Here is a 17,670-nt window from a genome sequence, read left to right on the forward strand (position 1 = left end):
GCGTCTACTCGCGAGCCGCCAGCTGTAGCAAGACGACTTTCGTCGCACCGCAACCGCGGCGTCGACGACGCACAAGCCGCCCTCGTGGCGAGCCGGGCCCGACAGGCCGGTGTGGCTCCTCGCCCAGGGTGGAGAGGGACGCCCGATGGCTTCCGAGAACGACACCACTACGCAGAGCACCGAAACCACGCAGACCAGCGGCACCAGCTTTCTCGCCGGTGACACCGGTCAGGACACCGCGTCGGGCGTCGAGCCGGCCACGGACCCGGTTCCGGCGAAGAAGGCCGCGCGCAAGCGCGCCCCGCGAAAGACCGCTTCGGCGACGGCCGTTGCCCCGAGTGAACCGGCATCTGACCAGCCCACTCTCGACCAGGCTGCTCCTGGACATCCGGCTCCTGACCAGCCGTCCGCGGCCGGCGCCGCGGACCAGTCCGTCGCCGTGACTGCCCCACGCAGGACGGCGCGCAAGGCCGCGACCACGAAGACGGCCACGAAGGCCACGGCGAGCCCGCGCTCCCGCGCCAAGGCCGCCGCTGCGACCGCCGCGGATGCCACCCCTGCGGCTGTCGTCGACGAGCGGGGCCTCCAGTTCGACGCCTTGACTGCGCCGTCTCCGAGCGCCGACGCCCCCGTCACCCACCCGGCAGCCGACACGGTCGAGGCGTCCGCCTCCGACGAGTCGCCCGCGTCCGACCACAGGCCTGAGCACACCAGCGGAGCACCGGCTGTCCTCGACCTCGGTGCGGTTTTTCGGGCGCCGGCCACCCCCCGCCGGCGGCGCGCATCCTCCCCGTCTGCGTCACCCACGGCGTCACCAGCGGCCCCATCGGCCGGTTCGACACGGCGCTCGCGTCGTGCCACGTCCACCGGCAACGCCGACCCGTCGGCGCAGGTAGGTCAGGTCGCTCCGGACGTGCCTGCGGTGCTCGCCGAGGACATTCCGGCAGACGCTGAGCTGCTCGCCGACGAGCTCGCCGTCGTCGCGGTGATGGACACCGACGCAACGGACACCGACGCAACGGACACCGACGCGACGGACACCGACGCGACGGACACCGATAGCGACGACACGAGCGACGCGCCCCGGCGGCGGCGCCGCCGCGGCGGCAAGGGCCGTCGTGGTCGCGGCTCGGCGTCATCCGAGGCCGCAGACGCTCCAGCCGACACCCCGACAGTGAGCTCGACGAGCTCGACGAGCTCGACGAGCTCGACGACCACCACCGACGACCAAGCCGCCGAGGCCAAGACGTCGACCGGGGCCGCACCCGCCTCCGACGACACGTCCTCTGAGGCGTCCGAGGACGGGGCCGGTGACGAGGCGAGCGACGGAAGCCCGTCGAGCCGCAGGCGTACCCGTCGTCGGCGCCGCAGTAGTGGCGGTGGCGAGCAGGACGACACCCCCGGTGTTACGACCCGCGTTCGTGAGCCGCGGGAGCGCGAGCCGCGAGACTCTCGTCGCGACGAGGTCACCGCACTCAAGGGCTCGACACGTCTCGAGGCGAAGAAGCAGCGTCGCCGCGAAGGTCGCGACGCCGGGCGCCGGCGGACCGTCATCACCGAGGCCGAGTTCCTCGCCCGTCGCGAGAGCGTCGAGCGGGTCATGGTCGTCCGGCACCTCGGCGACCGGACTCAGATCGGTGTCCTCGAAGACGGCGTCCTGGTCGAGCACTACATCTCCAAAGAGACCAGCGTCTCCATGGCGGGCAACATCTACCTCGGTCGCGTTCAGAACGTGCTGCCGTCGATGGAGGCGGCGTTCGTCGACATCGGCAAGGGCCGAAACGCCGTCCTGTATGCCGGTGAGGTCAACTGGGACGCGGCAGGCCTGGAGAACAACCAGGCCAAGCGCATCGAGAACGCCTTGTCCTCCGGTGAGAGCGTGCTGGTCCAGGTGACCAAGGACCCGATCGGTCACAAGGGCGCGCGGCTGACCTCGCAGATCTCCCTGCCCGGCCGCTACCTCGTCTACGTGCCCAACAGCTCGATGACCGGCATCTCCCGCAAGCTCCCCGACACCGAGCGCGCCCGGCTCAAGAAGATCCTCAAGGAGGTCGTGCCGTCCACCGCCGGTGTCATCGTGCGCACCGCCGCCGAGGGAGCCTCGGAGGAGGAGCTGCGCGCCGACGTCGAGCGGTTGACGCATACCTGGGACGAGATCATGGCCACCGCGGAGGCCGCCGGCGGCTCGGGCAAGAAGGCCAAGAAGTCCGGGAGTGCCCCCGTGCTGCTGCACGGTGAGCCTGACCTGACGGTGCGCGTCATCCGCGACATCTTCAACGAGGACTTCGCCTCCCTCGTCGTCGCCGGTGAGCTCGCCTGGCAGGAGGTGTCAGAGTACGTCGGAAGCGTCGCGCCCGACCTCGCCGAGCGCGTCACCCGCTGGACGAGCGAGGAGGACCTGTTCACGCGCTACCGGGTGGACGAGCAGATTGCCAAGGCGATGGACCGCAAGGTCTTCCTGCCGTCCGGTGGTTCCCTGGTCATCGACCGCACCGAGGCGATGACCGTCGTCGACGTCAACACCGGCAAGTTCATCGGGTCCGGGGGCAATCTCGAGGAGACGGTGACCAAGAACAACATCGAGGCTGCCGAGGAGATCGTGCGCCAGCTGCGGCTGCGCGACGTGGGCGGCATCATCGTCATCGACTTCATCGACATGGTGCTCGAGTCAAACCGCGACCTGGTCGTCCGCCGGATGCTCGAGTGCCTCGGGCGGGACCGAACGAAGCACCAGGTCGCCGAGGTGACGTCGCTCGGGCTGGTCCAGATGACCCGCAAGCGGGTGGGCTCCGGACTGATCGAGGTGTTCTCCGAGACCTGCGAGCACTGCGCCGGCCGCGGGTTCATCATCTCCAGTGATCCGGTCGACAAGAGCGATGGAAACGGGATGGGCAGCCACGAGCACTCGGGTTCGGGGTCGGGCAATGCCGGCAATGCCGGTAATGCCGGTAATGGCGGTCACACCGGCTCCCGGGTTGGCCAGTCCGCACGCGGGCGAGCGACCGAGCCGGCCGCCGCTCACCGTCCGCAGGGTCCGACACCGGCGCAGATTGCCGCGGCCGCTCACGCGGCGGCGATGAAGACGGCCGAGCTGGCGGTCTCCGAGGTGCTCGCCGACGCCGGTATGCCTGACACCCCTGGCACAGACCTGAGCGAGGCGCTCGACGCTCTCGACCCGATCACGGCAGACGTCGTGGACGTCGAGCTGGACTTGTCCGAGGTGGCGGTATTCGAGCAGACGGCCGAGCTGGAGCCGGTCCGAGCGGCATACCCGCCCCCCGTGGCCACGCCAGTCGGGGCACCACGCCGCCGCCGTGGCCGTGTCGTCGCACCGGCCGGTCCGCCACGAGCGGCCGGCCGTGACGAGGAGGCGCCCGTCAGCGACGGGTGACCTGCAGCGATTTGGGTCGGCACGTGACACCCGGTACCCTTGACCCTTGGTGCGCCCACCGATCTGTGCCCCGTGAACCCACGGGCTCTACGTGACGGTAAGGGCAGCGGATGCCGAGAGTGCGCGCCACCACGAGTGACAACGAGAGTGAGCTTGACGTGTACGCGATTGTTCGCGCTGGCGGCCGCCAGGAGAAGGTGTCGGTGGGCGATGTCCTGATCATCGACAAGGTCAAGGGCGAGGCGGGCGACAGCGTCGACCTGACGCCGCTGCTGGTCGTCGACGGTGGCACCGTCACGAGCGATGCCGACTCGCTGGCCAAGGTCAAGGTGACCGCCGAGGTGGTCAAGGCGGCCAAGGGTCCGAAGATCACGATCATGAAGTTCAAGAACAAGACGGGCTACCGCAAGCGCCAGGGCCACCGTCAGCACCTGACCCAGATCAAGGTCACCTCGATCGACGTCTGAGACGTCTCTCGGCTCATTCTCAACACGGACATTCGGAGACAGACATGGCACACAAGAAGGGTGCGTCCTCGACCCGCAACGGTCGCGACTCGAACGCACAGTTCCTCGGCGTGAAGCGGTTCGGCGGCCAGAAGGTCAACGCCGGCGAAATCATCGTCCGACAGCGCGGCACCCACTTCCACCCCGGTGACGGCGTAGGTCGCGGCAAGGACGACACCCTCTTCGCCCTCGTCGCCGGCGCAGTGAAGTTCGGCACGAAGCGTGGTCGCAAGACCGTCAACATCGAGCAGGTCGCCACACTGAGCTCAGTCAGCACAGGGAGCCCAGTCAGCACAGTGAGTTCGATGGCCCAGGTGCCCGAGAAGGCCGACGCCTGACGCGTGCCCCTGATCGCACTTTGGCGGTGCCGGACAGGAACCCAGCAGTACCAGACAGGGCGGACCACCTGGTCCGCCCTTTCTGTTTGACACAGGTGTCCGAGGACCACAAAGGAGGGCGTGATGGCGGCGAGCTTCGTCGACCGGGTCCTCCTGCACGTCAGTGCCGGCAGCGGCGGGCACGGGGTGGCGTCGGTCAAGCGGGAGAAGTTCAAGCCGCTCGGCGGTCCGGATGGCGGCAACGGGGGACGTGGCGGGTCAGTGATTGCCCGGGTCGACCCGCAGTCGACCACGCTGCTCGACTTCCACCACCACCCGCATCGGCACGCCGGCAACGGCAAGCCGGGAGCAGGGGACGAGCGCAACGGCGCCGACGGTGAGGGCCTGGTCCTCGCCGTCCCGCCCGGCACGGTCATCAAGGACACGGTCGGCCGGATCATCGTCGACCTGGTCGCGGCCGGTGAGGAGCACGTGGTCGCCCGGGGTGGGCGCGGTGGACTGGGCAACAAGGCGCTGGCATCCGCGCGGCGCAAGGCCCCCGGTTTCGCCCTGCTCGGTGAGCCCGGCGAGGCATACGACGTGGTCCTCGAGCTCAAGTCGCTCGCGGACGTCGCCCTGATCGGCTTCCCGTCGGCGGGCAAGTCGTCGCTGGTCTCGGTGTTGTCGGCCGCCCGGCCCAAGATCGCCGACTATCCGTTCACCACCCTGGTCCCGAACCTCGGTGTGGTCACCGCCGGCGACGTCCGGTTCACGATCGCGGACGTGCCCGGTCTGATCCCAGGCGCGCATCTCGGACGGGGGTTGGGGCTGGAGTTCCTGCGTCACGTCGAGCGTTGCTCGGTGCTGGCCCACGTCATCGACTGCGCCACTCTCGAACCCGGTCGCGACCCGCTCTCGGACCTCGACGTGATCGAGGAGGAGCTGTCGGCATATGTGCCCGATGCTGACCTAGGGGGCCGCCCGCTGGCCGAGCGGACCCGCATCGTCATCCTCAACAAAGCCGACGTCCCCGACGCTCGTGATCTTGTGGATCTCGTCCGGGCTGACTTGGAAGCCCGTGGGCTCGAGGTCTTCGTGGTGTCGGCCGTTGCCCGAACCGGATTGCGGGAGCTGACGTTCGCGCTGGCCCGGTATGTCGCGGCCGCGCGCGTCGAGCTCGGTGAGGTCGTCCCCCAGCGAGTTGTCCTACGGCCGCGCGCGGTCGACGACAGCGGGTTCAGGATCGTCAAGGAGCAGACCTCGGACGGGCCGGTGTTTCGCCTCGTCGGGGACCGGCCGACCCGATGGGTGCAGCAGACCGACTTCAGCAACGACGAGGCGGTGGGATATCTGGCCGACCGGCTCGGCCGGCTCGGGGTCGAGGAGGCCTTGTTCAAGGCCGGCGCGGTCACGGGTGACACCGTCCTCATCGGCGCGGCAGACGACGCGGTGGTGTTCGACTGGGAGCCCACCCTCATCGCCGGCGCCGAGCTGCTCGGCCAGCGCGGCACCGACCTGCGCCTGGACCAGCCCACCCGCCCGAACCGCGACGAGAAGCGCAGCGCCGCCCGCGACCGCTACGTCGCCCGCCAGGCGACCCAGGCCGACCTCGAGGCAGAGCGTCGGTCCGGTCACTGGGCCACCTCCCGCGACTCCGACGACGCTTGAGTGTGGGTTCTCGCAACGACTGACCAGGTGGTCGATGGCTGCGCCCCATACGCCCAGAGGCCCGCAACGACTGACCATGTGGTCGAGCCTGGTGCCGCGCCCGGTACGCGACCGTGGACCGGCGCCGCCTGCACCCGCCGGGTTTCCTAGACTCGGGCGGTGTCCTCCCGGTCGTTCGTCGCCACAGCGGGACGCCTCGTCGTCAAGGTGGGCTCCTCCTCGCTGACCGGTCCCGACGGCGGTCTCGACGCGGCCCGGCTGCAGTCGCTCGTGGATGCTCTGGCAGGGCGCCGCAACCGCGGCGACGCCGTCGTCCTCGTCTCGTCCGGCGCGATCGCCGCCGGGCTGGCTCCGCTCGGCCTGGTCCGCCGCCCCCGGGACCTCGCCACCCAGCAGGCGGCGGCCAGTGTGGGTCAGGGCGCCCTCGTGGCGGCATACCAGCAGGCTTTCGGCGCGCACGAGCTGACCGTCGGTCAGGTTCTGCTCACCGCCGACGACGTGACCAGGCGGGCGCACTACAGCAACGCCCGCCGCACACTCGAGCGTCTCCTGGACCTCGGGATCGTGCCGGTCGTCAACGAGAACGACACCGTGGCCACCCACGAGATCCGCTTTGGTGACAACGACCGGTTGGCGGCTCTGGTCGCCCACCTGATCCACGCCGACGCCCTGGTGCTGCTCTCGGACGTCGAGGCGCTCTATGACGGTCCGCCGAACCAGCCGGGAAGTCGGCGGATCCCGCTGGTCTCGGGGCCAGAGGACCTCGCTGGCGTTGTCGTGCGGGGTTCGGGGTCGACCTTCGGCACGGGTGGGATGGCCACCAAGCTGGAGGCAGCGGCAATTGCGACGACGGCCGGGGTCACCACGTTGCTCACCTCGGCGGACCATGCGGCGGCTGGGCTGGCGGGGGAGGACGTGGGAACCCTGTTCTCTCCCACCGGTTCTCGACGCGCTTCCCGCCTGCTCTGGCTGGCGCACGCGACCACGCCCCGCGGTCGCGTCGTGCTCGACGACGGCGCGGTGCGTGCTGTCGTGGACCGTCGAAAGTCCTTGTTACCGGCCGGGATCACCGGTGTCGAGGGCAGGTTCGACGAAGGTGACCCCGTCGACGTCTGTACGCCGGCCGGGGTCCCCGTGGCTCGTGGCCTCGTCAACTACTCGTCCGATGAGCTGCCTTCGATGCTCGGCCGGTCCACGCACGACCTCGCCAAAGACCTCGGTGCGCAGTACGAACGCGAGGTCATCCACCGCGACGACCTTGTCCTGCTCTGAGCGCGAGCCCAGCGTTACCCTTTCGTCGCACCGAGCGTCAGGCCGGCGACGAACTGCTTCTGCAGGACGAAGAACACGATCAGCGTCGGTAGGGCGATGAGGATGGATCCGGCGGCGACCAGGTTGTTGTCGGTGAAGAACTGCCCCCGCAGGTTGTTGAGCGAGCTGGTCACCGGGTACTTGTCGCCCGACTGGAGAAGCACCGTGGCCCAGAAGAACTCGTTGTAGATCCAGGTCACCTGCAGGGTCGCCAGGGCAGCGAGCGGGGGACGGCACAGTGGCAGAGTCAGCTGGAAGAACTGGCGCAGCACACCGGCGCCGTCGACCACCGCAGACTCGTAGAGCTCCCGGGGGAGGGTCTTCATGTAGTTGCTGAGAACGAACGCGCAGAACCCGGTCTGGAACGCGACGTTCACGGCGATGAGCCCGTAGTAGCTGTCGAGCAGGGTTCCTGAGTCGCTCAGCCAGTACGGCAGCTCGACCGCTCGGAACATCCGGTAGACCGGGATCAGCAGCGCCTGCGGAGGTAACAGGTTGGCCGCCGTGAACAGGCCCAGCAGGGCGAGGTTGAACTTGAAGGAGAACCGTGCGACGACGAACGCGATGCAGGAGGACAGGAACAGCGTGAGCACGACGGCAGGGATGGTGATGTAGGCCGAGTTGAGCAGTGTGTGGCCGAAGTTGGCCTGCTGCCAAGCGTTGACGTAGTTCGACAGGGTGAATCCACCGAACGAGACGTACCCGTGGGCCGCGGTGAACGCGTAGTCGCGGAACGAGTTGATCACCGCCCACAACAACGGGAAAAGCCAAGCCAGCGAGACCAGGATGAGGAACACCTGGAGCACGATGCGTGCTGGCCCGCGGGCGGGGCGTTCGGCGGTCACCGCCCGCTTCTCACCTGTGGCGGTCGGAGGCGTCGTGGTGACGGTCATCGTTGCTCACCTCTCATGACGATGCGCAGATAGATGACGATGAAGATCGAGGAGATGATGAGCATGAACGTCGCCAGGGCCGACCCGAAGCCGATGCGGCTCGCCTCGCCGACGATGTTGCTGGTCACGAGGGTCGAGATCAGCTCGAGGCCGTTACGTCCCTTGTTGATCACCCAGACCAGGTCGAAGGCTCGCAGCGACTCGATGACCGTCACCACCAGCACGATGATGTTGATGGGTCGCATCACCGGGAAGACGACCCGGAAAAACGCCTGGGTCTCGCTCGCCCCATCCACTCGCGCCGCCTCGCGCAGCGAGGGGTCGACCCCTTTGAGCCCTGCGAGATAGAGCAACATGATGTATCCGGTCTGCCTCCAGCTCGAGGCCAGCAGTGCAGCCCAGAGGTTGTACCTCGGGTCGCCGTACCAGTCGATCGTGCTGCCCGTGACCGCGTTGATCAGGCCCTGGTCCTTGCTGTACATCAGCTGCCAGATGAACCCGACGAGGGCGAGAGAGAGCACGACCGGCATGTAGAGAGCCGTCTGGTAGACCCGCGAGAACTTCATCTCCCGGTCGAGCAGCACGGCGAAGAAGATGCCGAGCGGGGTCACTAGGAAGAAGTTGACCGCGAACCAGATCAGGTTGTGCTGCACGGCGGGCCAGAAGGGCGGGTAGATGCTGACCACGTCGCTGTAGTTCTTCAGTCCGACGAACTTGGCTGCGCTGAGGCTGCCGATACCGTCCCAGCTGGTGAACGAGAGGAGTACCGAGGCGATCGCAGGGAACCACACCAGCCCCACCACCAAGATGGTGGGGATGATGATCATCAGCGAGACGACGACCCGGTCGACAGCGCTGAGATGGTCGATCCCTCGGTAGCGGCGTTTCCGGCCGCCCGTTGCGGTTGTCTCGGCGGCCTTCTGGGCGTTGGCGATAGTCACTGGATGCTCAGCTGGTGAAGATGCTGAGCTTCTGCTGCTGGATGCTCTTCGTGAGCCCAGCGATGTCGTCCGGCGACTTGATGAAGCTTTGGATTGCCGGGATCATCACCGTAGAGGCGAAGTCCGGGCGGGTGTCCCGGTCCATGAACTGCGCGATGGACTTGGCCGCCTTGACGAACTCGACCGACTTCTTCTGCAGGGCCGTGTACGCCGACTGGTCCGCCTTGTCGTTGGTGGCGATCACACTCGGGTCCGCCTTGACGGCGATGTTCTGCGCGTCGGGGGAGCCCAGGTAGCCCAGCAGCTTCAGTGCGCCGTCCTGGTTCTTGGGCCGCTTGGACATCATGTAGCCGTCGATCGGAGCCTCGATCGCGTCGCTGCCGATCGCGGAGTCGACCTCAGGGAAGTTGAAGAAGTCGAGGTCGTCCTGCTCGGCGCCTTTGGTGAACTGCTGCGCCACGAACGCCCCGAGGACATACATGCCAGACTTCTTCTGCTGCAACGACTGTGCGGCCTCCTGCCAGGTGCGGCCGAGGGAGTCCGTCTGGTGGATGGGCAGCAGCCCCTTCCAGGTGTCGAAGACCTTCTGGACCTTGGGCCCGCTCCAGTCCTCCTTGCCCGCCATCAGGCTGACGTGGTAGTCGTATCCGTTGATCCGCAGGTTGAGCTGGTCGAAGGTGCCCATGGCGGGCCAGCCGTCCTTGTCGCCGAACGCGATCGGGATCAGACTGTCCTTCTGCATCTGGGCGCCCAGGGTCTTCAGGTCATCGAGCGTCTTCGGGATCTGATAACCCTTGTCCGCGAAGACACTCTTGCGGTAGAAGACGGCCCACGGGTAGTAGGTGGACGGGACGAAGTACTGCTTGCCGTCGTCCGCGGTCGACGCCTTCTTGAGCGCGTCGGACATCCCGCCGAGGTTGCTCCAGACCGAGCTGACATCGCTGGCGAGGCCCTTGTCGGCGAAGAACCGCATCCGGTATCCCGAGAACCAGGTGAACACGTCGTCCGGCGAGCCCTGGAGATAGTTGTTGATGTTCTCCTGGAACGTGTTGTGGTCGATCGTGTTGATCTTCACCGACAGACCGCTGTTCGACTTCGAGAAGTTGTCCATGACGGACTGGGTTGCCGCCTTCGGCACAGCGTCGGACCCGTTCGAGCCGAGCGTCACGGTGCCGGTAGCAGCGCCGCCGCCGGTGGAGGTACCCGAGCTCGACCCACTGCTGCTGCAGGCGGCTAAGGCGCCGGGAACCGCGAGGAGCGAACCCACGCCGAGAGCACCCTTCAGCATCGAGCGCCGGGAGAACCCTGCCGCCGAGGGCGGGACGAGGCTGGCGAGATACTCAGCCTGGGTGGAGGGGCGAGGCATGTCGTGCTCCTTCGTCGTTGAATGGGAAAGCGCGCCTAGCGTGGAGTCGGCCGGAGGACAGGAACGATCAGAAACCATCACTACCGGACTGAGGATGACTCCCCACCGGGGCCGTGTCAAGACAGCGATGGTAAAGATTCGGCTCCCGAAAAAGCGCCGCCAGCAAGGACAATCGAGGCGTTGCCGGGTTGCAGCAGGTTTCATCCGCCTCGGCTGACCGCATGTTGGTTTGTGTTGACTTTGCCAGTGTGGGACCGGAGACTGGCGCCATGCGACCATGGCCGGTCAACGGTGTTGCCTTCGGCGGCGACTATAACCCCGAGCAGTGGCCGCGGTCAGTGTGGCCCGAGGACATGGAGCTCATGCGTCGGGCCGGGGTGTCGTTCGTCACCCTCGGCGTCTTCTCGTGGTCCTGGCTCGAACCGGCCAAGGGGGAGTACGAGTTCGGCTGGCTCGACGAGATCATGGACCTGCTCGACGCCAACGGCATTGCCGTCGACCTGGCGACGGCGACGGCGACACCGCCCCCGTGGTTCTCCACCGCCTTCCCCCAAACCCTGCCGGTCGACCACGACGGACACACCCTGTGGCCGGGCAGCCGGCAGGCCTGGTGTCCCTCCGACGAGACCTATCGCGAGCACGCCCTGGCACTGACCGGTGCCCTCGCCTCCAGATACCACGAGCACCCCGCCCTCGCGATGTGGCATGTCTCGAACGAGTACGCCTGCCACAACCTGCCTTGCTACTGCGACACCTGCGCGGCCGCCTTCCGTCGCTGGCTCCGACGCCGCTACGCCACGCTCGACGAGCTGAACGAGGCGTGGGGCACGGCGTTCTGGAGCCAGCGCTACACCGACTGGGAGCAGATCCTGCCGCCGCGACGGACCACGAGCTTCGCCAACCCGACTCAGCAGCTGGACTTCTCCCGCTTCGGCTCCGACACGCTGCTCGACTTCTACCAGGCCGAGAAGCAGGTCATCTCCGAGCGTTCACCCGGCGTCCCGATCACCACGAACTTCATGACGATGGCCGGGTTCCGGCTGCTCGACTACCACCAGTGGGCCTCTCACCAGGACGTCGTGAGCACCGACCACTACCTCGTGGACACCCTCCCGGACCAGCGCGCCGAGCTCGCCTTCGCCGACGACCTCACCCGCGGACTCGCGGGCGGACAGCCGTGGATGCTCATGGAGCACTCCACGAGCGCCGTCAACTGGCAACCGGTCAACCATGCGAAGTGGCCCGGACAGACGATCCGCGACAGCCTTGCCCACGTCGCCAGGGGCGCCGACACGCTCGGCTTCTTCCAGTGGCGCGCCTCGCAGTCGGGCTCGGAGAAGTTCCATTCCGGGCTCGTCCCGCATGCGGGCGCGGACAGTGACCGGTTCCGCGAGGTCTGCGAGCTCGGGGCCGTTGCCGCCCGCCTCGGCGAGCTGGTCGGCAGCGTGGTCGAGTCCGACGTCGCGCTCCTCTGGGACTATCAGGCAGGTTGGGCGGCGAGCGGCCCGGCAATGCCCTCCTCGCAGCTGGAGTACGCCGACACCGGCCTGACGATCCACCGGCTGCTGCGCGAACGTGGGGTGACCGTTGACGTGGTCCACCCCGGAGCCGACCTCACGGCATACCGGGTCGTCGTGGTCCCGACGCTCTACCTCGTGTCCGACGAGAACGCGGCAGCGATCAGCCGGGCGGCCGAGGCAGGCGCCCAGGTGGTGGTCACGTTCTTCTCCGGCATCGCGACCCCCGACGACCACGTGCGTCTGGGCGGGTACCCCGGGGCGTTCAGTGAGCTGCTCGGTGTGCGAGTCGAAGAGTTCTTCCCCCTGATGCCGGACGAGACGGTCGCCCTCGAGCACGGTGGCGCGGGCCGGCTCTGGTCCGAGGACCTGCGTGAACAGGGCGCCGAGGTGCTGGACCGGTATGCCAGTGGACCCCTCACCGGCCGCGCCGCCCTGACCCGGCGAACGGTCGGGGCTGGGGACGCCTGGTATCTCGCCACCCTGCCGGACGACGAGCGGCTCGGCCGGCTGCTCGACGACGTCCTGGCCGCCGGTGACGTGCACGCGGTGTCGGCGGCACCCGCGGGCGTCGACCGGGTGCGTCGCCGGGGCGACCGAGGGTCGTGGCTGTTCCTCGTGAACGACACGACGTCGCAGCAGCCTGTCAACGCCGACGGCTACGACCTCGTCGCCGACCGGCTGGTCGTCGGCAGCCTGACGCTGCCACCCGGTGGCGTCGCCGTCATCAGGGAAGGTTGACCGTGCTCGCCGGCCAGCGCCGGACCGCGATCCTGGCTTTGGTCGAGGAGTCGGGTGCGGTGCGGGTCGGGGACCTCGTCGACCATCTCGGGGTCTCGGACATGACCGTCCGCCGTGATATCGAGCAGCTCGCCCGCGAAGGACTGGTGGAGCGGGTCCACGGCGGCGCGCTGGCGGTCGGTCACGCGAGTGCCCACGAGCCCGGGTTCCTCGTCAAGTCCTCCCTGATGACAGCCGAGAAGCGCGCGATCGCGTCGCGGGCCGCCGAGCTGGTGGAGCCGGGTTCCTCCGTCGGCATCTCGGCGGGCACCACGACGTACGAGCTCGCCCGCCTGATGCGTGGCGTATCCGACCTGACCGTGGTCACCAACTCGGTCCCGGTCGCCCAGCTCCTCCACGAGTCCGCGACGCCGGGCCAGACGGTCGTACTCACCGGCGGAGTGCGGACCCCCTCCGACGCGCTGGTCGGACCGGTCGCAGTCAACGCGCTCCGTACGTTGCACGTCGACCGGCTCTTCCTCGGGGCGCACGGGGTCGACGTCAAGGCCGGGCTGACGACCCCCAACATCGTCGAGGCCGAGACCAACCGGGCGCTGGTCGACTCGGCCCGTCAAGTCTGCATCCTCGTCGACCACACCAAGTGGGGCGTTGTCGGGCTGAGCACCTTCGTCGACCTCTGTGACATCGACCTGCTCATCACCGACGACGGACTGTCCACGCGGGCTCGCGTGGCGCTGACCGAGCAGGTCGACTCGCTCGTCGTCGCCCATACCGGTCGGCGCCCGCGGGCCCGTCAGTCGGTCTGATCTCCCGGCGGGTCAGGACCAGCGGCGGCGGACCTGAGCCACCCCCACCACCCACACGCCGATCGCCACTGCGGCATACGTTCCGTAGCGACGTCGCACCGGTGCCCGGACGATCACCGACACGGCGCTCGCCACTACCCCGACACCGACGATGCGCCCGGTGCGTTCCACCCCCGCCGCAACCGCGAGCCGCGAGAGGGGGATGCCGGCCCGCACCGCCTCGACGGCGTAGACCTTGACCGGTATGCCGTTGAACGCCTGATGGCGGATTCCCCAGGCCCCCGTCGACAGGTGGCGGGCAGCCGACCGTCGCATCCGCGCCGTCGTGAGGGGTGCGGGCAGTGTCACGCCACGACGCGCGAGCGCGGCGTTGACGACGACACCCGACACCGAACCGGCGGCCAGCGCCATCGACCACCGAACGACCCGCCGGGGGCTGGTGATCGCGAAGAAGGCGATCGACATCTCCGCGATCACCGGCCAGCTCAACGCCTCGGCGAAGCCCCACGTGAACGCCACCACTATCCCGGCGGGGGAGTCGACGAGCTGCTTGACACGCTCTCCCAGCGGCGAGCGCGGGTCGGCAACCGGCCCGCGCTCCCGCTGGGCGACCACCGCGTCTCGCAGCCGTCCCGACCCTTCTAGGGAGCTGCTGCGGTCACGGCCCAGCCCGCTCGCATCGAACGCGTCGGCGAAGCGGATCTCGACCGGTTTAGCGCTGAACGAACCGTTCTTCGGAAGCATGTCCCGCGTCCCCAAGACTGCCGCGGGGATGACAGGTACGTGCAGGTCGTCCGCGAGTCTGACGGCACCAGAAGCGAACTCGCCTATCGCTCCGTCTTTGGTCCTGGTCCCCTCGGGGTAGACGATGACGATCCCGCCGGACGCCACCACCGGCGCGCAGGCCTCGAGCAGGGCCGCATAAGCACCGCCCTCATGGCGCTCCACCGGCACGGCAGCGGCCAGGGTGGTGACGAGGAACCGTCTCATGGGCCGGACGAACCAGTAGTCGGCTGCGGCGGCGAACACCGGTAGCCCGGCCGCGGGGATGGCGGCCATCAGGGCCGCAGTGTCGGCGTGCGAGGAGTGGTTGGCGACGAGAACGGCCGGCCCACGCGGGAGGGGGCCCGTGACGGTGAGACCTCCCGTGCTCGCGAAGACCAGGCGCCACAGATGGTGTCTACGCAACGCACCGCCGGGAGTCGCGCCGCTCATCCGAGCACCGCAGCCAGCGGCAGGACGATGAGCAGAGAGTCGATGCGGTCCAGCAAGCCCCCGAACCCGGGAAGCCACGTCCCCGCGTCCTTGACCCGCGCCTGTCGCTTGACCATCGACTCCAGCAGATCCCCGGCCACACCACCCAGCCCGACAGCCACGACGAGTCCGACCGAGATGGTCCCGAGGAGGAACAGCACGGTCAGAGCGCCGGCCAGAGCACCCACGAGGCCGCCGATCGTCTTGTTGGGCGACAGCGGAGACAGTGGCCGCCGGGCCCAACCGAACCGCCGAAGGCCTCGACCTCCGGACCAGGCCGCAACGTCCGCGGCGGCAGCCGCAAAACACACGAGGAAGGCGTTGTCACCGAGAACCACGAGGTGGGCGAGCGACCAGCAGATCCAGATCGAACCGAACGCCGCCGAGCTCGCGCGCCGCAAGCCGTGGTCGGTGTCGCCGGCCAGCAGAGCGGGTAGCGCGCACAGCAGCGCGAGCACCGGCGCGAGCGCGAGCAGGTTCGGTTCGAGCCACGCGGCGAGCGGGTAACCGACTGCGAGCACCAGCAGCATCGTGCGCTCGGGACCGGGGAGGGAGACGAGCGGGACGTACTCCCGGACCGCCTGGACGGCCAGCGCCGCGGCCAGCAAGGCGGTGGGCCCAGGGCCCAGCCAGATCGGGATGCCGACGACCGGGGCGACCAGTGCCCACGTCATCCACCGGCGGCGCAGCTCGCGCTGTCCCGACAGCAGCACAGCACCGCCGGCCAGCGCGAGCAGAACGATGGTGACCCACATGAAGAAGACCGACCGGCCCTGCGCGAACAGGTGCACCGGTCCTGCGTGCAGGTCGAGCGTCAAACCGCCGCGGTCGCCACTGAGCAGCCGGATCCAGAGCTGGGTCAGGGCGTCGTTCACTCGGCACCACGCTCTGGGTCACCGGTCAGCTCGGCGTGGGATCCGCGCAGCCGCGCGTAGGCGGTCGCGATGGAGCCCAGCACGACAAGCGCATTGACCCATGGGAGCAACACCGGCACTCCGGTTGACAGGACCGCGAGCGCACACCGCTCCGTCTTGCCCAGCGGGCCTCCGTTGCGACGGGGCGCTCCGGCTCCCGCAGCGGCGAGCGAGGCGAACGTCGGAAGGGTCGCCGCTAAGGCGGCGAGCAGCGTCCATACCACGGTGGTCGACACCCACGAACCACTGGTGCGGGCCGCGAGCGCGACCAGACCGGCATACATGAGCAGGTCGCTGGTGCGGTCTCCTACCTCGTTCAGGACGAAACCCCAGGGGCGAGATACCCCACGGGCCCGCGCCACCGCGCCGTCGAGGTTCGCACCGGCGAGTCGCGCGGCGAGCAACACCAGAGTCGGTAGCCACCAACCCTGCCAGATCGCTACGCCCGCGGCCGCGGCCGCCAGGACGCCGACGAGCGTGAACACGTCGGGTGAGAGATTCCGGTGTACAGCGGCATCGATAATCGAGGAGAGCCGCTTGGTGTACCAGGGCTTGAAGACATACAGACCGGTGACCAGGACGGGCTCCTCGATGCTCGTTTTCGGCGAGGTGGGGGAGGGCCAGTATGTCGGCCACCGGCCCGTCCGCGGTTCGGAAACCCGCGAGGCGTCAGTGCCCCCGCGACGTATCCTGGAGCATGGCCCAGATCGACCCCACCGTCGTCGAGCAGGTCTCTGAGGTCGCTCGCGGTGCCCGCGTCGCGTCCCGCCGACTCGCCCTGCTCTCCGGGGCAGCCAAAGACGAGGCACTCTTCGCCATCGCCGACGCTCTCGACGCCGCGACCGCATCGGTGGTCGAGGCGAACGCCCAGGACCTCCAGCGCGGCCGCGACCGGGGGATGCCGGAGGGTTTGCTCGACCGGCTGCTCCTGGACGAACGTCGCGTCGGCGAGATCGCCCAGGCAGTGCGTGATATCGCCGGGCTGCCGGACCCGGTCGGCGAGGTGGTACGTGGTGCGACCCTCGCCAACGGGCTCGAGATCCGGCAGGTACGTGTCCCGATGGGCGTCATAGGCATGATCTACGAGGCGCGTCCCAACGTCACGGTCGACGCCGCCGCGCTCGCACTCAAGAGCGGCAACGCCGTCATCCTGCGCGGCGGCTCGGCGGCCACCTCCAGCAACCACGCCTTCGTCGAGGTGATGCGCGGCGCGCTCGCCGACCAGGGGCTCGACCCGGCTGCGGTGCAGCTGCTCGAGCAGGGCGGCCACGATGCAGCCCGGGCCCTGATGACCGCTCGTGGTCTGGTCGACCTCGTGATCCCCCGCGGTGGCGCCGACCTGATCCAGACGGTCGTCCGTGAGTCCACGGTGCCCGTCATCGAGACCGGGATCGGCGTCAACCACGTCTACGTCGACGCCGCGGCCGACCTCGACCGGGCCCTCCCGATCGTGCTCAACTCCAAGACCCACCGGCCCAGCGTGTGCAACGCCGCTGAGTCACTTCTCGTGCACGCCGACGTCGCGGAGGCCTTCCTGCCCAAGGTGCTCGCCGAGCTCGGGTCCGCGGGGGTCACCCTGCACGTCGCCGCCGAGGTGGAGCCATACGCGCAGGCGGCTGGCGCGGCATACTCCCTGGCCTCGGACGCCGACTTCGGGACCGAGTGGAACGCGTTGGAGATGAGCGTGCGGATCGTTCCCGACCTGGACACGGCGCTCGACCACATCCGCGAGAACGGCACGCAGCACACCGAGGTGATCGTCACCGAGAACCGAGCGGCGGCACGCCGGTTCACGGCCGAGGTCGATGCCGCGGTGGTCATGGTCAACGCGTCGAGCCGGTTCACCGACGGTGGTCAGTTCGGGTTCGGGGCCGAGATCGGGATCTCTACCCAGAAGCTGCACGCCCGCGGCCCGATGGCACTCCCCGAGCTGACGACGACCAAGTGGGTAGTCGAGGGGGACGGCCAGATCCGCGCCTGAGCGGTGCGGCCCTCTGCCTGCACCGCCGACGTTGGATTAGTCGCGGATTAGTCGTGAATGAGTT

The 17,670-nt window shown here is 68.7% G+C and carries 13 protein-coding genes and 1 pseudogene; 8 read left to right on the forward strand and 6 right to left on the reverse strand.

Features of this window, described 5'->3' with window-relative positions:
• Positions 1–145: 145 nt before the first annotated feature.
• From ABI385_RS09700 to proB, 5 genes and pseudogenes are all read left to right on the forward strand, one after another.
• Positions 146–3,391: an Rne/Rng family ribonuclease gene (locus tag ABI385_RS09700; RefSeq protein ID WP_348103545.1), complete on the forward strand. Its 3,246-nt coding sequence runs from the start codon at positions 146–148 to the stop codon at positions 3,389–3,391.
• A 158-nt stretch (positions 3,392–3,549) separates the two neighbouring features.
• The gene (gene rplU, locus ABI385_RS09705; protein ID WP_348103583.1) at positions 3,550–3,858 is read left to right on the forward strand and encodes a 50S ribosomal protein L21; all 309 of its coding nucleotides are present in this window, start codon (positions 3,550–3,552) and stop codon (positions 3,856–3,858) included.
• Positions 3,859–3,902: 44 nt separating this feature from the next.
• Positions 3,903–4,145: pseudogene (gene rpmA / locus ABI385_RS09710) on the forward strand (50S ribosomal protein L27); the annotation flags it as partial.
• Between the two features lie 213 nt (positions 4,146–4,358).
• Entirely contained in the window at positions 4,359–5,882 is a 1,524-nt protein-coding gene (obgE, locus tag ABI385_RS09715) for a GTPase ObgE (protein WP_348103546.1), read from the forward strand.
• 159 nt (positions 5,883–6,041) lie between these two features.
• On the forward strand, positions 6,042–7,154 hold the full coding sequence (proB, locus tag ABI385_RS09720; RefSeq protein ID WP_348103547.1) for a glutamate 5-kinase: 1,113 nt from the start codon (positions 6,042–6,044) through the stop codon (positions 7,152–7,154).
• Positions 7,155–7,168: 14 nt separating this feature from the next.
• On the opposite strand, the gene ABI385_RS09725 is transcribed toward proB, so the two are convergent.
• From ABI385_RS09725 to ABI385_RS09735, 3 genes are read right to left on the reverse strand one after another with little or no spacing between them, the layout of a single operon-like run.
• On the reverse strand, positions 7,169–8,086 hold the full coding sequence (locus ABI385_RS09725) for a carbohydrate ABC transporter permease (RefSeq protein ID WP_348103548.1): 918 nt from the start codon (positions 8,084–8,086) through the stop codon (positions 7,169–7,171).
• Positions 8,083–9,027, reverse strand: coding sequence for a sugar ABC transporter permease (locus ABI385_RS09730; protein WP_348103549.1), 945 nt, complete (start codon positions 9,025–9,027; stop codon positions 8,083–8,085). Before ABI385_RS09730 ends, ABI385_RS09725 begins: the two co-directional genes overlap by 4 nt.
• A gap of 7 nt (positions 9,028–9,034) precedes the next feature.
• Positions 9,035–10,393, reverse strand: coding sequence for an ABC transporter substrate-binding protein (locus tag ABI385_RS09735; protein WP_348103550.1), 1,359 nt, complete (start codon positions 10,391–10,393; stop codon positions 9,035–9,037).
• A gap of 269 nt (positions 10,394–10,662) precedes the next feature.
• On the opposite strand from ABI385_RS09735, the gene ABI385_RS09740 reads away from it, so the two are divergent.
• The gene (locus ABI385_RS09740; protein WP_348103551.1) at positions 10,663–12,651 is read left to right on the forward strand and encodes a beta-galactosidase; all 1,989 of its coding nucleotides are present in this window, start codon (positions 10,663–10,665) and stop codon (positions 12,649–12,651) included.
• A gap of 2 nt (positions 12,652–12,653) precedes the next feature.
• Positions 12,654–13,457 (forward strand): DeoR/GlpR family DNA-binding transcription regulator, encoded by an 804-nt coding sequence (locus ABI385_RS09745; RefSeq protein ID WP_348103552.1) that lies wholly within the window; start codon positions 12,654–12,656, stop codon positions 13,455–13,457.
• A 12-nt stretch (positions 13,458–13,469) separates the two neighbouring features.
• Here ABI385_RS09745 and ABI385_RS09750 read toward each other — a convergent pair whose 3' ends face one another.
• From ABI385_RS09750 to ABI385_RS09760, 3 genes are read right to left on the reverse strand one after another with little or no spacing between them, the layout of a single operon-like run.
• Positions 13,470–14,672: a lysophospholipid acyltransferase family protein gene (locus ABI385_RS09750; protein ID WP_348103553.1), complete on the reverse strand. Its 1,203-nt coding sequence runs from the start codon at positions 14,670–14,672 to the stop codon at positions 13,470–13,472.
• Positions 14,669–15,586: a phosphatidate cytidylyltransferase gene (locus tag ABI385_RS09755; protein ID WP_348103554.1), complete on the reverse strand. Its 918-nt coding sequence runs from the start codon at positions 15,584–15,586 to the stop codon at positions 14,669–14,671. Before ABI385_RS09755 ends, ABI385_RS09750 begins: the two co-directional genes overlap by 4 nt.
• Positions 15,583–16,110 carry a CDP-alcohol phosphatidyltransferase family protein gene (locus tag ABI385_RS09760; protein ID WP_348103555.1) on the reverse strand — a complete coding sequence of 176 codons (528 nt, stop codon included), beginning with the start codon at positions 16,108–16,110 and terminating at the stop codon, positions 15,583–15,585. The genes ABI385_RS09755 and ABI385_RS09760 overlap by 4 nt, the downstream gene beginning before the upstream one ends.
• A gap of 212 nt (positions 16,111–16,322) precedes the next feature.
• Between ABI385_RS09760 and ABI385_RS09765 the strand changes: the two genes are divergently transcribed.
• A complete protein-coding gene (locus ABI385_RS09765; protein WP_348103556.1) occupies positions 16,323–17,606 on the forward strand; it encodes a glutamate-5-semialdehyde dehydrogenase in 1,284 nt (427 codons plus the stop codon).
• The last annotated feature ends 64 nt before the right edge of the window (positions 17,607–17,670 follow it).

The organism is Lapillicoccus sp., from assembly GCF_039935575.1.
Classification (GTDB): Bacteria; Actinomycetota; Actinomycetes; order Actinomycetales; family Dermatophilaceae; genus Lapillicoccus.

Excerpts from the sequence above, each read along its gene's own strand:
- ABI385_RS09740 (WP_348103551.1), top strand. The coding sequence starts at position 10,663 with ATGCGACCATGGCCGGTCAACGGTGTTGCCTTCGGCGGCGACTATAAC.
- ABI385_RS09725 (WP_348103548.1), bottom strand. The coding sequence starts at position 8,086 with ATGACCGTCACCACGACGCCTCCGACCGCCACAGGTGAGAAGCGGGCG.
- ABI385_RS09765 (WP_348103556.1), top strand. The coding sequence starts at position 16,323 with ATGGCCCAGATCGACCCCACCGTCGTCGAGCAGGTCTCTGAGGTCGCT.
- obgE (WP_348103546.1), top strand. The coding sequence starts at position 4,359 with ATGGCGGCGAGCTTCGTCGACCGGGTCCTCCTGCACGTCAGTGCCGGC.
- ABI385_RS09750 (WP_348103553.1), bottom strand. The coding sequence starts at position 14,672 with ATGAGCGGCGCGACTCCCGGCGGTGCGTTGCGTAGACACCATCTGTGG.
- ABI385_RS09735 (WP_348103550.1), bottom strand. The coding sequence starts at position 10,393 with ATGCCTCGCCCCTCCACCCAGGCTGAGTATCTCGCCAGCCTCGTCCCG.
- ABI385_RS09700 (WP_348103545.1), top strand. The coding sequence starts at position 146 with ATGGCTTCCGAGAACGACACCACTACGCAGAGCACCGAAACCACGCAG.